At 70.3% G+C, this 12,501-nt stretch carries 12 protein-coding genes; 3 read left to right on the top strand and 9 right to left on the bottom strand.

From position 1 onward, the window contains the following. Window positions 1-31 precede the first annotated feature (31 nt). Entirely contained in the window at window positions 32-2,374 is a 2,343-nt protein-coding gene (locus F6X51_RS17925) for a GumC family protein (RefSeq protein ID WP_150965034.1), read from the bottom strand. Window positions 2,375-2,564: 190 nt separating this feature from the next. On the opposite strand from F6X51_RS17925, the gene F6X51_RS17920 reads away from it, so the two are divergent. The 3 genes from F6X51_RS17920 to F6X51_RS17910 all read left to right on the top strand — a co-directional run bounded on the left by F6X51_RS17920 (window position 2,565) and on the right by F6X51_RS17910 (window position 6,186). After that, entirely contained in the window at window positions 2,565-3,137 is a 573-nt protein-coding gene (locus F6X51_RS17920) for a polysaccharide biosynthesis/export family protein (protein WP_150965033.1), read from the top strand. 165 nt (window positions 3,138-3,302) lie between these two features. Then, window positions 3,303-4,517, top strand: coding sequence for a glycosyltransferase family 4 protein (locus F6X51_RS17915; RefSeq protein ID WP_246696870.1), 1,215 nt, complete (start codon window positions 3,303-3,305; stop codon window positions 4,515-4,517). Between the two features lie 142 nt (window positions 4,518-4,659). Further along, window positions 4,660-6,186, top strand: coding sequence for an undecaprenyl-phosphate glucose phosphotransferase (locus tag F6X51_RS17910; protein ID WP_150965031.1), 1,527 nt, complete (start codon window positions 4,660-4,662; stop codon window positions 6,184-6,186). Between the two features lie 80 nt (window positions 6,187-6,266). Here F6X51_RS17910 and F6X51_RS17905 read toward each other — a convergent pair whose 3' ends face one another. From F6X51_RS17905 to F6X51_RS17870, 8 genes are all read right to left on the bottom strand, one after another. Then, window positions 6,267-6,626, bottom strand: coding sequence for a hypothetical protein (locus F6X51_RS17905; RefSeq protein ID WP_150965030.1), 360 nt, complete (start codon window positions 6,624-6,626; stop codon window positions 6,267-6,269). 184 nt (window positions 6,627-6,810) lie between these two features. After that, window positions 6,811-7,443 carry a hypothetical protein gene (locus tag F6X51_RS17900; RefSeq protein WP_150965029.1) on the bottom strand — a complete coding sequence of 211 codons (633 nt, stop codon included), beginning with the start codon at window positions 7,441-7,443 and terminating at the stop codon, window positions 6,811-6,813. Next, a complete protein-coding gene (locus F6X51_RS17895; protein WP_150965068.1) occupies window positions 7,440-8,321 on the bottom strand; it encodes an ABC transporter permease in 882 nt (293 codons plus the stop codon). Before F6X51_RS17895 ends, F6X51_RS17900 begins: the two co-directional genes overlap by 4 nt. A gap of 26 nt (window positions 8,322-8,347) precedes the next feature. Then, window positions 8,348-9,127: an ABC transporter ATP-binding protein gene (locus F6X51_RS17890; protein ID WP_150965028.1), complete on the bottom strand. Its 780-nt coding sequence runs from the start codon at window positions 9,125-9,127 to the stop codon at window positions 8,348-8,350. After that, window positions 9,124-9,366 (bottom strand): hypothetical protein, encoded by a 243-nt coding sequence (locus F6X51_RS17885; RefSeq protein ID WP_150965027.1) that lies wholly within the window; start codon window positions 9,364-9,366, stop codon window positions 9,124-9,126. Before F6X51_RS17885 ends, F6X51_RS17890 begins: the two co-directional genes overlap by 4 nt. A gap of 11 nt (window positions 9,367-9,377) precedes the next feature. Beyond that, window positions 9,378-9,827 carry a cupredoxin domain-containing protein gene (locus tag F6X51_RS17880; RefSeq protein WP_150965026.1) on the bottom strand — a complete coding sequence of 150 codons (450 nt, stop codon included), beginning with the start codon at window positions 9,825-9,827 and terminating at the stop codon, window positions 9,378-9,380. A 119-nt stretch (window positions 9,828-9,946) separates the two neighbouring features. Then, entirely contained in the window at window positions 9,947-10,933 is a 987-nt protein-coding gene (locus F6X51_RS17875) for a YVTN family beta-propeller repeat protein (RefSeq protein ID WP_150965025.1), read from the bottom strand. 143 nt (window positions 10,934-11,076) lie between these two features. Beyond that, complete coding sequence (locus F6X51_RS17870; RefSeq protein WP_150965024.1) at window positions 11,077-12,309, bottom strand: ABC transporter substrate-binding protein; 1,233 nt, start codon at window positions 12,307-12,309, stop codon at window positions 11,077-11,079. Window positions 12,310-12,501 lie beyond the last annotated feature (192 nt).

Raw genomic sequence — 12,501 nt, 5'->3', positions numbered from 1 at the left:
GGCCCCGGTTGCTCCTCGCCGGGGCTGCGCCTCAGGCGGCCGAGAGGCGCAGCGGCATGTCCGCCGCGTCGAGGCTCTGCCGGTCCGGGCGCTCGTCGACCTGCTCCTGCACGACGTGGTCCTGCGCCACCAGCACCTGACCGGCCCCCGCATCCTCGGCGAGCCCGTAGAGGGCGACGAGGTCCGGATCGTCGGCCTCGGCATTCGAGGCGATCACGACGCCGTCCATGCGGGCGGCGACCGCCGCCAGGAGCGCGCGCGCGCCTTGGCCTGCCCGGAACCGCAGGCGACAGACCACCCAATCGTAGGCTTCGGCCATCGCGTCGAGGGAAATCGCCAGCGCCTGGGGCTCCTCGAGAAGGACCTCCGTCTCGACGAAGCCGCGCGCGATCCGATGCAGGCGGGAGCCCGGCATCGACTGGATCACGTCGAGGAAGGCCGCATCGCCGGCGACGAGATCGGTCAGGCCCGGAGCGTCGGGGCCGGAGGCCGGCCCGTTGAGATCGACGATGAGCGCGCGGGACCCGGGCGAGAGCGCCTCGGCGAGGCTCTCGGCGAGGCTTGCTCCACGGTTCCGCGCGGGACCGGGGCCGTTCTGCCGGCTCGTGCCGGTCTCGACCACGAGGACGCCGCGTCCACCGGCGATCGCCGGCGCGTCGCGCAGGCGGGCGATGAGCGGATCGAGATCGAAGGGCGCGGCCTCCGTGGCCGGCGCGTCCACCGGCGTGCGCTTGAGATCCGGCTTGGGCTTGAGATCCGGCTTCGGCGCCGGCGCAGGGACCGTCCGCTTGGCGACGGCCTCCCCCCGGTAACCCTGCTCGAAGGCGGCCAGACCCGGAACGACCGGCCAGGAGGACGGCGGCGCGGCTTCCGGGAAGCTGAACGGCGTAGGCTCGGCGCGGGCGGCGGCCTCGGGTGCCGCCTCCCCGGTCCTGTCCTGTCCGGCCGCCGAGGCCCCGCCGGCCGGGCTCGCCAGGAGATGCCGCGCGATCACGGCGCCGGCCGCGAACAGGAAGGCCAGCAGCGAGGCGAAGCCGATGATCGGCAGCTTCTTGGGGAAGGAGGGCGTCTCGGGCGTCACTGCCCGCGAGACGATGCGGGCATCGGCGGGCGTCGCGCTCTCGGCGTCGCGGGCGGCGGCCTCGCGGTAGCGGGAGAGGTAGGATTCCAACTGCTCGCGCTGGGCCTTGGCCTCGCGCTCGAGGGCGCGCAGCTGCACCTCGCTGGTGTTGCCCTTGGCGACGACGTCGCGCTGGCCGTCGACGGTGGCCTGCAGGCTATCGACGCGGGCGCCCGCGATCTTGGCGTCGTTCTCGAGGGTGCGCACCACGCGCTCGGCGGCGGCCTTGATCTGCTGGTCGAGGTCGGTGACCTGCGCGCTGAGTTCCTTGATGCGCGGGTGGGCCGGCAGCAGCGTGCGGGATTCCAGGGCGAGCTGCCCCCGCAGGGTGATGCGGCTCTCGACGACGCGCCGGATCAGCTCGTTGTTGGCGACGTCCGGGATCTCGAAGGCGCGCCCGTCCTTGATCATCTCCTTGATCAGCTTCACCCGGCCGGCGAGGTCCGCCTTCACGGTGCGGGCCTGGGAGAGCTGGCTCGACAATTCGCTGAGCTGCTGGCCGTTCAGGGGCTGGCCGGCGCTGCCGCCGGAGGCGATCAGGCCGTTCCTGGCGCGGAAGGCCTCGACCTTGGCCTCGGCCTCGGACACACGGCTGCGCAGGGCCTCGATGTTGCCGCCGAGCCAGGTCGAGGCGTAGCGGGCCGTGTCGACCTTCGCGGCCTCGAGCGAGGCGATGTAGAGTTCCGCGATGGTGTTGGCGGCCTGGGCTGCGAGGACCGGGTCCTTCGAGCGGAACTCGATCGTGAGGATGCGCGACTTGCCGGCCGGGAAGACGAGGAGCCGGTCGAAATAGGTGTCGAGGACGCGATCCTCGGGCGGACGCTCCAGCGGGTTCTTGGCCAGCCCGATCAGCATCAGGGTGCGCTGGATCGGGCCGACGCCGTCGACGGCGGGGTCGAATTCCGGGTTGCCGACGAGCTTGAGCCGCCGGATCGCCTCCCGGGCGAGATCGCGGGACATCACGACCTGGACCTGGCTCGCCACCGCCTGCTCGTCGATCGGGGCGGGCTGCTCGCCGCGCTCCTGCGCGGTGCGGGTGAAGGCGGTGTCGCGGCTCTCCAGCAGGATCTTGGCTTCGCCGGTGAAGCGGGGAGGCACCACCTGCACGAAGGCCACCGCCGCGATGCCGACGACGAGGGTCGGAACGGCGATCCAGGCCCAGGAGCGCCTGAGCAGGCCCGTCACCTGAGCGAGGGCCAAGCCCTCCTGCTGCGGCGCGGCGGGCTGAAGACGGGCGGAGGTAGCGCGGGGCATGGCACGATCTTCACGCAAGGCAAGTCGATCCGCAGCTCGGGAGCTGAATCGTTCACGATAAAAGCCTGTTAAGATTGCCTGACCGTTAAGATCCGCGTCCTGTCCGTCGAGCCCTTTCGGGACGTCAGCTTTCCTTAACCATATCGGCCGTAAACGGAGCCATCTCAGGCCCTACACAGCGGCAGTGGTGATGAACCGGCGCGGACTTCTTCTCGCTCTCACAACGAGTCTGGCGCTCGGCGGCTGCCTGCGCCCGGATTTCCGGACCGAGCAGCTCGACGCGACCGGGACCGGCTCGATCGGTGCGCGGTACACCCTCTCGGCGGGCGACCGGCTCCGGGTCATCGTGTTCGGCCAGGACAACCTCTCGAACATCTACGCGGTCGACGGCGCCGGACGCATCGCCATGCCGCTGATCGGCACGGTGGCGATCGGCGGCCAGACCACCGCGGCGGCCGCCCGCACCATCGAGGCCAAGCTCGCCTCGGGGTTCGTGCGCGAGCCGCACGTCACCGTCGAGGTCGACGCCTACCGTCCCTTCTACATCCTCGGCGAAGTGACGACCTCGGGCCAGTACCCTTACGTCAACGGCATGACGGTGGAGACCGCGGTGGCGATCGCGGCGGGCTTCGGCCCGCGCGCCGCCCGCGACTACGCGGTCCTGACCCGCGAGGGAACCGGCGGTCTCGTTTCCGGCATCGTGCCGATGACCTACCCGGTGCGCCCGGGCGATACGATCATGGTCAAGGAGCGGTTCTTCTGAGACCGATCGACTTGCGCGCGATCCGTTAGGTCCACCCTAACCCTCCGGCCAGAATGCCGGGGCCGGTGCGCGCAATTCCGCCTGTGAGCGCCGCGCCTTAACCCCTCGCCCACGATCCGGGTCCTAGCCTCCAGACCGGCCGAACGCCGCCTGGAGACGCTTCCCGTGGTCGCCCCATCTTCCAACCCCGCCGAGACCAGCACGCCGAACCGCATCCTCCACGTGTTCCGTGCGCCGGTCGGGGGATTGTTCCGGCACGTCGCCGACCTCGCGCGGCTCCAGGCTGCGGCGGGGCACCCTGTCGGGATCGTCTGCGACTCGAATACCGGGGGTGAGCGCGCCGAGCAGGCGCTGGCCGACCTCGCACCGAGCCTGCGCCTCGGCGTCACCCGCCTGCCGATGCGGCGTAACCCGCACCTCTCCGACCTCGCGGCCCTGCGCGCCGTCGCCCGCCGGGCCGAGGCCGTCGGGGCCACCATCCTGCACGGGCACGGCGCCAAGGGCGGCGTCTATGCGCGGCTCGCCCCCGTCTACGGGGCTCGCGTGATCCGCGCCTACACCCCCCACGGCGGCAGCTACAATTACCGGCCCGGCACGATGCTGCATCGGCTCTACATGGGCATCGAGGGGCTGCTCGCCCGCCGCACCGACGTGTTCCTGTTCGAGAGCGAGTACGTGGCCGGCCGCCACCGGAGCTATGTCGGGTCCACCGGCGGCCTCCGGCGCATCGTCCATAACGGCATCAGCGAGGCCGAGTTCGAGCCCCTGGCCCGGGCGGCCGATCCCTTCGACCTCCTCTATGTCGGCGAGCTGCGGGAGGCCAAGGGCCTGCCCTTCCTCCTCGACGCCCTCGCGCGCCTGCGCGCCGCGGGCCGACCGGTCCGGCTCCTGATGGTCGGGTCCGGCCCGGATGCCGAGATCCTGAAGGCCAAGGCTGCGGCCCTCGGCCTGAGCGAGGCGGTGGCCTTCGAGCCGGCCCAGGCGATCCGCCCCGTCCTCGCCCGCGGCCGGATCATGGTCGTGCCCTCGCTCGCCGAATCCCTGCCCTACGTCGTCCTCGAGGCCGCCGCCGCCGCGCAGCCGCTCGTGGCCACCAATGTCGGCGGGATCCCGGAGATCTTCGGCACGGCCGCCTCGGAGCTCGTGAGACCCAGCGATCCGCAGGCCCTGACGAGCGCGATCGCGCGGGTGCTCGACGAGGATCCGGAGATCTGCCGTGCGCGCTTCACCGCCCTCAGCGCCTCGGTGAAGCAGCGCTTCTCCATGCACCGGATGGGGAGCGACGTCCTCTCGGGCTACGCCGCCGCCCTGCGGGCACTGCCGCAGGTTGCGCAGGCGCGCCTCGAGCCCGCCCGAGCCGGAATAGCGGAATCCGTCTGACTTCCCGCTTTCCCGCACCGATCCCCGTCCGAAAACGCGTCAGCCCGGCCCGGTGCGCTCTTAAACATTCCGAGAGAACGACCTGCCACTGTTCGTTGATCGTCGCGCGGTGCGCGGCGGGCCGGCATCGGGACCGTTTTCCATGAGTGCGTTTGACGTCCGCGATCTTCTGAAGGCGGCTGAGCAACCCGGAGTTGTGACCGTCGAGCGAGCCGGCGCCGCGATGCCGCCGGCCGAAGCGCTCGCACCGCCCCTGCCGGGACCGCTGATCTCCCCCGTCGTGCTCGCCGGCTGCATCCGCGCGGCCGAGTTTGCCCTCGTGGTCGGCCTCGGCCTAGTCCTGCACCAGCTGATGCTGCGGGGCGTCGTGCGGCTCGGCCTACCCTACATCGGCGCGATCCTGGCGATCGGGGTGATCGCGGTCATGCTGTATCAGGTGAGCGGCACCTACCGGATCGCCGCGTTCCGCAGCTTCGTCAAATCCGCCGCCAAGATCGCGGCGGGCTGGAGCCTTGCCTTTCTGCTGGTCGCGACCGCGATGGTGCTCGCCAAGGTCGCCGACCATTATTCGCGCCTGTGGCTCGCGACCTTCTTCGCGAGCGGCCTCGGCCTTCTCCTGATGGGGCGTCTCGTCCTCGCCCAGGTGATCGGTGCCGAGATGCGCAAGGGCCGCTTCGACCGGCGCACCGCGGTGGTCGGCGGTGGGCCGGCGGCGGAGGAGCTGATCCGCGCTCTGGAGGCCCAGGGCGAGACGGGCATCCGCATCGTCGGCGTGTTCGACGACCGCAACGACGACCGCTCGACCGACGTGGTGGCGGGCTATCCGAAGCTCGGCAACGTCAGCGACCTCGTCGCCTATGCCCGGCACACGCGTCTCGACCTGATCATCTTCACGATCCCGATCTCGGCGGAGGCGCGCATCCTGCAGATGCTCGCCAAGCTCTGGGTGCTGCCGATCGACATCCGGCTCTCGGCGCACGCCACGAAGCTCCGGCTGCGCCCGCGCGCCTACTCGTATCTCGGCGCCGTCCCGGTCCTCGACGTGTTCGACAAGCCGATCGCCGATTGGGACGTGGTGGTGAAGGCCGTGTTCGACCGGATCGTCGGGCTCAGTCTCCTGGTCGCCCTGTCCCCCGTCATGCTGGCGGTGGCCCTCGCGGTGCGGTTCACCTCGCCGGGGCCGGTGCTGTTCCGGCAGAAGCGGCACGGCTTCAACAACGAGCTGATCGAGGTCTACAAGTTCCGCTCGATGTACGTGGATCAGTGCGACCTCGGCGCGGCCCGGCAGGTGACCCGCAGCGATCCGCGGGTGACGCCGGTCGGCCGCTTCATCCGCAAGACCTCCCTCGACGAGCTGCCCCAGCTCTTCAACGTCGTCCGGGGCAATCTCTCCCTCGTCGGGCCCCGCCCGCACGCGCTTCAGGCGAAGGCCGCCAACACCCTCTACGATCAGGTCGTCGATGGCTACTTCGCCCGGCACAAGGTCAAGCCCGGCATCACCGGCTGGGCGCAGGTGAACGGCTGGCGCGGCGAGACCGACACGAGCGAGAAGCTGCAGCGGCGCGTCGAGCACGACCTCTACTACATTGAGAACTGGTCCGTGCTGCTCGACCTCAAGATCCTGTTCACCACGCCCTTCGCGCTGTTCAAGACCGAGAACGCCTACTAGCCGGGCGACCGGCCCGCACAGGAAGGAGGCCGCCTCCCGACCTGGAGACGGCCTCTTGTCCGCATCCGCCTCCGACGGGCCTAGGGCAGGGCGCCGGCCTTCTCCTTCGCCCTCATGATCGTGTCGCGGCAGGCATCGGCGTTGCCGGCCTTGTCCTCGGCCCTGGCCTTCTGGACGAGGCCCTTGGCCTCCGTCACGCCGCCCGCGGTCGAGGTCACGCCCGGGTCGCTCGGCTTGCCGCCGGGCGGCTGCGCCAGGGCCTTGTCGGAGTTCGAAGACGTGGGACCGCCCTGCGGCTCCTTGCCCGTGACCTTCTCGGCGCCGGCGCTGTCGAGGCGCCGCTCGAGGGTCGTGATCTCGTCGGCGCAAGGGGTCGCCAGGGCCGGCCCCGCCGTGGCGAGAGCGATCAGGGCGGCCTGCAGCACGTAAGACATCCGCATCAAGCGTTTCTCCCAGACACCGTGCGGGCCACCGAGGGTCGGCGGCCCGGATCAGACGTGCGGAACAAAGGTATGACCGGGGCGAGAGTTCCGCCGCGAGGGGTCACGGCCCCCGCCCCGGTCTGCGGCCTTGGCGCGCAGGGCCGGCGCAGCGCCCGGACGGTATCGGCTGCGGCGTCGCGGCTCAGAGCCGCGCCTGGATCTTCCGAGCGATCTCGCCGAGGCGCTGCTCGAGGAGCTGCGGCACCTCGCAGACATAGGTCAGGGACTGGCTGCGTTCCTGGAAGATGCGGCGGTCCCAGGCGAACTTCGTCTCGAGCTCCGACTGCTCCTTGGGCAGCTCGCGGGCATCCTCGGCACTCGGCGCATCCTTGGTCTGGCTGATCTTGTCGGCCTCGTCGCGGATGCGCTCGGCCATGACGCGCTGGCCGCGGGCGTAGCGGCCGATGCCGCTCATCACCCGGTCGCGCTCGGCGTTGATCACCTCGAACACGCCCGCGAAGACGCGGGTCATGTGCTTGGATTTCTCGGTATCCTTGGCGTCTTGGAGCTTGGCCACGTAGGCGTCGAGGAGACCGTCGACCTCCGCCAGCTCCGTGCGGCGCGAGGCGAGCCTCTGGGCCAGGGCCGCCGCGTCGAAATCGTCGCCCCAGGGTCCGGCCGCCTCGATGTCCGGCCCCGTCCAGAGGGTGCCGGCGCTGAGGCTCGGCACCTTGCGCTGCACGCAGGGCCAGTCCGGGTCAGCCTTGGGCTGAGCGAGCGCGGGGCCGGCGAGGAGCGCGAGCGCTGCGAGGCACAGGAGGGGGCGGGCGTTCATGCGTTGTCTCCGGCGGGACCGCCGCGCCGGGCCATGATGCCGCGGCCGGGATCGTAGGCGATGACGGCGAGGGTGAAGAAGGCGAGCGTGGTGCCGATGACGACCGCGCAGGCGATGGGCTCGAATTGCCCGTAGAGGGCGAAGCGCACGAGCTGGACCGCGTGCGTGAAGGGGTTGCACTCGCAGATCCAGTAGAGCGTCTCGGAGGATTCCCGGATGCGCCACAGGGGATAGAGAGCCGAGGAGGCGAAGAACATCGGGAAGATGACGAAGTTCATCACGCTGGCGAAGTTCTCGAGCTGGCGCACCATCGAGGACAGGAGCAGCCCGATCGACCCGAGCATCAGCCCGGCGGCCACGAAGGCTGGCAGCGCCGCCAGGTAACCGATGGTCGGGATGTCGGTCTCCCAGAACCACGCGATGGCCAGGAAGGCATAGGCCTGCACCACCGAGACGGTGACCCCCGCGATCAGCTTGGCCAGCAGCAGCAGCCAGCGCGGATAGGGGCTCGTCAGCAGCACCTTCATGGAGCCGACCTCGCGGTCGTAGACCATCGAGAGCGAGGATTGCATGCCGTTGAAGAGCTGGATCATCACGGCGAGGCCCGGCACCACGTAGACCTCGTAGAGCACGTAGGTCTGGTAGGGCGGCTCGATCGAGACGCCGAGCGTGTTGCGGAACCCCGCCGCGAAGATGAACAGCCAGACGAGGGGGCGCACCAGGGCGGAGAAGAACCGCTCCTTCTGGTTGAAGAAGCGCAACAGTTCCCGTCGCACGATGCCGCCGAGGCAGATCAGGTAGCCGACCGCGTCGAGGCGGCCCTGATGCGCGACGGCGCCTTGCGCCCGCGCCGGGGCGCCCTCGATCGGTGGGTTCATCGCCGGTGTGCCGGTCGTCTGGGTCTTCATGCGGTCTGCCGCGCTCCGTCCTTGGGCTCGGCGACGAGGCGGCGGAAGGCGGCCTCGAGGGTTTCCTCGCTGCCCCCGATGGTGCCGGCCTGGCCCCGAGCCACGATGCGGCCCCGGTGCAGCACCACGGCGTCGTCGCCCGCCTCGATCTCCTCGAAGATATGGGTCGCCCAGAGCACCGACAGCCCCTCCTCCCGCACCAGCGCCCGCACGATTCCGACGATGTCGGCGCGCGATTCGAGGTCGAGGCCGACGGTGGGCTCATCGAGGAGCAGAAGGCTCGGCCCGTGAACGAGCGAGCGGGCGATCTCGATGCGGCGCGACTGGCCGCCGGACAGGGTGCGCACCTTGTCGTCGCGCCGCTCGGCGAGGCCGACCCGGTCGAGGAGCGCGGCGATGCGCGCCTTGGCAGCCTGGCGGGCGATGCCGTGCAGGCTCGCGTGGTAGAGGAGGTTCTGCGCCACCGTCAGGTCGGTATCGAGGGTGCGGGCCTGGAACACGACGCCGAGGCGCGCGAGCGCCCGCGAGGGCTCCCGATCGAGCCCGTGGCCGAAGATCGAGACCCGCCCCTCCTGGTTCGTGTAGAGCCGGGTGATCACCGAGAACAGGGTGGTCTTGCCCGCACCGTTCGGGCCGAGCAGCGCCATGAAGCGGCCGCGCTCGACCGTGATCGACACGTCCGACAGGGCCGCCCGCGCGCCGAAGCGGTGGCCCACACGGGCCACGTCGAGGGCCGGCGCGGCGCGCGGGTCGGCGCTCGCTGGCGTGGTGGTCACTGGCCCAGCGCCCGCTTGGCGTCGCCGACGGCGTCGAGGCACTCGTCGTACTCGCCCTCGCCCTGCTCGCGCTCGGCCACGCGCAGGGCCTTCTTGAGCTTCGGCAGGGCGGCCTCCGACGGAGGCTTGGCCAGCGCGTCCTTGATCATGGCGATGCCGTCCCGGCAGGCCGCCTTGTCGTCGGCGAGGACGGGACCGGCCAGGAGCAGGCCCGCGAGGGTGACGAGGGTGAGGCGCATCGGGGTCTCTCCTACTTCACCGTGATCGTGCCGGTCATGCCCTTGGCCTCGAGGCCGCGGGCTTCCCACTTGTACGCGCCCGGCTTGATGGCGACGAACTCGATGGCGATCTCGCCCGGGTCGTCGAACTCAAGGTGATCGGGCGGCCCGCCGCCGTGGATCTCCAGGTGATTGATCACGATCTGGTTGAACCAGATGTAGCGGAAGAACTCGGGCGCGTAGAACTTGTACTCCTGCCGGCCCTTGGCGACGATGCGCAGCCGGTAGGCCTTGCCGGATTCGAGCTCGATATCCTTGTTCTCGACGACGAAATCGTTGCCCTCCTCGTTGCCGAGGACGAGATCGGGCAGGTTCTGCCGCTTCTTCGTGAGGTCGAGGGCCGAGGCCGGCACGGCCGCCACGGCGCCCGCGATCGAGGCGGCCGCGAGGCTCAGGGCCGCCAGCCGAAACATGCGCGTCATTCCGGGTTTCTCCTCCCCGCGCCGCCGCGTCGCGGTCGCGATCCGTTCGGGCATTGTTCCGCCCGCCGCCTGGCAGGCTCCGGGCTGACCGGGCCTCGTGATGCCCCGGCACTGCCCTCTCATTGCGGCGAGACCGCAACACCCCAGGGCAGCAATCCCACCGGGATGCTCTTCACGACCTTGCCGGCCTCCACATCGACCACCGACACGTCGTTCGAGGTGCCGTTCGTCGAGAACAGGAGCTTCTGGTCGGGCGTGAAGGCCAGCTGCCAGACGCGCTGGCCGACGGGCAGGTACTTCTCGACCTCGTAGCTCCTGGCATCGATCACCGCGATGCGATTGGCCGGGCCGAGGGCCACGAAGGCCTTGGCGCCGTCCTTGGTGATGCGGATCCCGACGGGCTGGATCGCCTCGTCGTTCACGCCAGGGATCTTGAAGGAGATCTTCTTGACGACCCGGCGGGCCGCGACATCGATGATGCTGACGGTGCCGCCGACCTCGGCGGAGACCCAGAGCAACTTGCCGTCCGACGTGAACTCGGCGAAGCGCGGCCGCGCGTCGACCAGCACGTTGTCGATCACCTGGAAGGTCTTGGTGTCGATGAAGTGGGCCATGTTGGTGGTCTCGGAGGTGTTGACCAGCACCTTGCCGTCGGGGCTGAGGCCCATCCCCTCCGGCTCGACGCCGACCGGGACCTCGGCCAGCACCTTGTTCTTCTCGATGTCGATGACGGTGACCTGGCTGTCGTCCTCGTTCGCCACGTAGAGCGGATTGCCCTCCGGCCCGAGGATGAACTGCTCCGGATCGGGTCCGGAGCGCAGCGAGCGCAAGGTCTTGCCGCTCGACGTGTCGAGGACGTCGATGCGGTCGTCGTCACTCGCGCAGACGTAGAGTTCCTTGCCGTCGCGGCTCACCGTGATGCCGCGCGGGCGGCGTCCCACCTTCCAGGTCGCCGTGACCGCGAGCGTGCCGGCATCGATGACGCTGACCGAGTTGCCCTTCTCGTTCGAGACGTAGACCGTGTAGGCCCGTACCGGACCGGAGGCCGCGAGCAGGGCGGCGGCCATGGCGGCGGCGCTCAGGCCCGCCTTGATGCAGCGGCTCATGTGGTAACCTCCCCTGACGCTCGCCTTGCGGGCGATGCGATTGGCGCCGATTCTAGTGCGTTCCCGGCCGGTTGCGAGACTTTGCACCCAAACGGAAGCGTTCGTGATTGCCGCAGGACACCCGTTCCGGCGGTTATCCGCGATTATTTGAACTTGCAGGTGGTCTCGGGCAGGTCGACCCCCAGGGTGTCGAGGGGCGTGCGCTGGTGCAGGTAGCCCTGCTCGGGCGCGATCGACACCACGGCCTTCGGCTGCACCACGATCAAGGGCTGGCGCAGCTGGTGGTCCCAGGGGCGGAAGCTCAGGGAGACGCCCTTGTAGGCCGGCAGGCTGAAGGCCGGGTCCGCAAGGAAGGGTGCGATCACGGCGGGGTCGCTCGTCTTCTTCGTGGTCGCCGCATCGCCCACCGCCCGGACCGAGGCCCAGACCTGGTAATCGAGGGGGCGCATCAGGCGGCCGGCGAGGCGCCGGAAGCGGTTCTGCGCCTGGGCGGCGCCCCAGGTCTCCAGCGTCGGGTGCCAGGTGGTGGCGATCAGCCCCTGCGTCCCCGCCACGGGGCGCGGGTCGACGGTCCGGAAGGGCACGTAGTCGCCCCAATCCCCGGCCTCGTCGGCGACGATCGCCATGTCGTAATCGACGCCCCGGGTGAACACCATCGCTTCGGAGCGGGTCGGGGTGTCGCCGCGCGCCCTGGCCAGGGGCCCGAAGGTCCAGGGCTTCTCGGCCTGGATCTTGAGCGCGAACTTGCGGGCCGTGTTCTTCCAGGCCTCGGCGTAGAGCCTGTCGGCCTCGTTCGGGCCGACAATCAGGAAGATCTTGCGCCAGCGCATGAAGGTCAGGAACTGGGCAAGGGCGTCGGTCTGCATCGCCCGGCTCGGCACCACGTGGAACACGTTCCCGCGGCATTCGGGCCCGCGCAGGACGTCGTCCGGCGCGGCGGCGTTGAAGACCACGGCACCCTGCCCCTTCACCGCGTCGGCAACACTCAGGACCTCGGCGGCCGGCAGCGCCAGGACGAGGTACTTCACGCCCTTCTCGACGAGGCCCTTCGCGGCGTCGGCCGCCCGCGGGCCATCCTCGGCGAGCGCGACTTCGTCGAGGGCGTAGGTCTGCTTGGTGAAACGGCCCGTCGTGTTGTTGTCCTGAATGGCCATGCGGGCGCCCGCCACGCCCTCGTCCTCCGGCACCGCCTCGGCGTCGTAGGAGGCGGGGGCGGGCTGAGGCCGGTAGATCACGCCGATGCGTGTCTCGCTCGCGGGCGCTGCCGCCGGGGGCGGTACGGCCGGCTCCTGCGCCGCCACCGGCCGTCCGTTTGAGACGAGGCCGGCGAGTGCGAGCGCCAGGACGGGAAGTCGGGAGAGGGGGGAGCGGTGCATGCGGGCGGCACGCTAACAACATCTCGCGCATCCACTCAACGCCGGAAGCATAAGCGAAAAATAAGCGGATCGCGTCCCCGCTCGCGCTCTGCACGTTGCGCACACCGTCCCGTGATGCGAGACCGCTCGCCAGCTCCGAGGGCTCGAGGACCTGCATCCGGGGCCGTCGCGCGGGCCCGGCTGTTGCCAAAA

The sequence above is a fragment of the Methylobacterium planeticum genome (assembly GCF_008806345.1).
Lineage (GTDB): Bacteria > Pseudomonadota > Alphaproteobacteria > Rhizobiales > Beijerinckiaceae > Methylobacterium > Methylobacterium planeticum.
This window is presented reverse-complemented; position numbering and strand designations above follow the sequence as displayed.

Coding starts and splice junctions, on each gene's coding strand:
- F6X51_RS17910 (WP_150965031.1), top strand. CDS start 4,660: ATGAGTGCGTTTGACGTCCGCGATCTTCTGAAGGCGGCTGAGCAACCC.
- F6X51_RS17895 (WP_150965068.1), bottom strand. CDS start 8,321: ATGAACCCACCGATCGAGGGCGCCCCGGCGCGGGCGCAAGGCGCCGTC.
- F6X51_RS17885 (WP_150965027.1), bottom strand. CDS start 9,366: ATGCGCCTCACCCTCGTCACCCTCGCGGGCCTGCTCCTGGCCGGTCCC.
- F6X51_RS17925 (WP_150965034.1), bottom strand. CDS start 2,374: ATGCCCCGCGCTACCTCCGCCCGTCTTCAGCCCGCCGCGCCGCAGCAG.
- F6X51_RS17900 (WP_150965029.1), bottom strand. CDS start 7,443: ATGAACGCCCGCCCCCTCCTGTGCCTCGCAGCGCTCGCGCTCCTCGCC.
- F6X51_RS17920 (WP_150965033.1), top strand. CDS start 2,565: ATGAACCGGCGCGGACTTCTTCTCGCTCTCACAACGAGTCTGGCGCTC.
- F6X51_RS17870 (WP_150965024.1), bottom strand. CDS start 12,309: ATGCACCGCTCCCCCCTCTCCCGACTTCCCGTCCTGGCGCTCGCACTC.
- F6X51_RS17905 (WP_150965030.1), bottom strand. CDS start 6,626: ATGCGGATGTCTTACGTGCTGCAGGCCGCCCTGATCGCTCTCGCCACG.
- F6X51_RS17880 (WP_150965026.1), bottom strand. CDS start 9,827: ATGACGCGCATGTTTCGGCTGGCGGCCCTGAGCCTCGCGGCCGCCTCG.
- F6X51_RS17875 (WP_150965025.1), bottom strand. CDS start 10,933: ATGAGCCGCTGCATCAAGGCGGGCCTGAGCGCCGCCGCCATGGCCGCC.